The following is a 1,225-nucleotide window of genomic DNA, read 5'->3' as shown; positions in this document are numbered from 1 at the left end:
ATGAGGACTGCCTATCAGTACCGCCTGCGGCCTACGCCCAGTCAAGTTGTCCTGATGGAGCAATGGCTGGAGCTGTTGCGCAAGCAGTACAACTATCGGTTGGCAGAGCGGCTTAACTGGTGGGAACAAAACCGCTGTAATATAAACGCCTGCCCCTTAATCTGTCATTTGCCTGAGCTGAAAGACAGGCCGGATGTCTACTCCCAAAAACGAGACTTGGTGAATACCAAAGCAAGGTTCCCCGAATACCAAGCAATCCATTCGCAAGTCCTGCAAAACTGCATAGAGCGGGTGCACAAAGCATTCGACCGCTGGCTGAAAGGCGACCGTAACGGCAAGAGGGCAGGAAGGCCGAGATTCAAAGGGGCGGGCCGGTATCGCTCCTTCACCTTTCCCCAGGTAAAACAGGACTGCATTCAAGGGAAGTTTATTCATCTGCCCAAAATCGGAGCAATTAAGCTGATTCAGCACCGTCCGTTGCCTGACGGGTTCGTTATCAAGACTGCCACCATCACCCGTAAGGCTGATGGGTGGTATGTGACATTGAGCCTACAAGATGCGTCCGTCCCCGAGTTTGCTCCTGAGCCTGCAACACTGGAGAACACGATAGGGATCGACATGGGGCTGGACTCCTTTTTGGTGACCGATACAGGGGAGTCCGTCCCAGTGCCCCAGTACTACCGCCGCGCCCAAAAGCGCCTGGAGAGGCTGCAGCGGTCATTATCCCGCAAGCAGAAGGGGTCAAACCGCCGCAAGAAAACCTTAAGACGAGTGGCTAAGGCACACCTCAAGGTGGCCAATCAGCGTAAAGATTTCCACTACAAAGTAGCCAAGAAGCTAGTAAGCAAAGGGAAGCATATTGCGTATGAGGCGCTCAACACCAAAGGTATTGCGAGAACCCGACTAGCGAAATCCATCTATGACGCTGGGTGGGGGCAATTCCTGCAAATCCTCGCAGTCAAGGCTGAAAGAGCTGGACTGAGGGCGATTGCAGTGGATCCAAGAGGCACGAGCCAAGACTGTTCTCAGTGCGGTCAAAAAGTACCGAAAACCATTCGAGACAGATGGCATTCTTGCCCGCATTGTGGACTGGAACTAGGCCGAGACCACAACGCGGCGATAAACATCAAATACAGAGCGGTGGGGCATCCCGTTCTCAAAGCTCAGGAAATGTCCTTCACAGGAGTCACTGTTCGCGTCAGCGGGACGGAGTCCTTGAAGCCCG

General features: G+C 53.7%; 1 protein-coding gene. It reads left to right on the top strand.

What is annotated here, in order from left to right; genetic code table 11:
• Positions 1-1,225 (top strand): RNA-guided endonuclease InsQ/TnpB family protein (locus tag ACVWYZ_RS14285; protein ID WP_457467428.1); only part of this gene is annotated, 1,225 nt, incomplete at both ends.

The organism is Thermostichus sp. MS-CIW-37, from assembly GCF_054060065.1.
The sequence above is the reverse complement of the archived record's forward strand: the minus strand, read 5'-3'. Positions and strand labels throughout refer to the sequence as shown.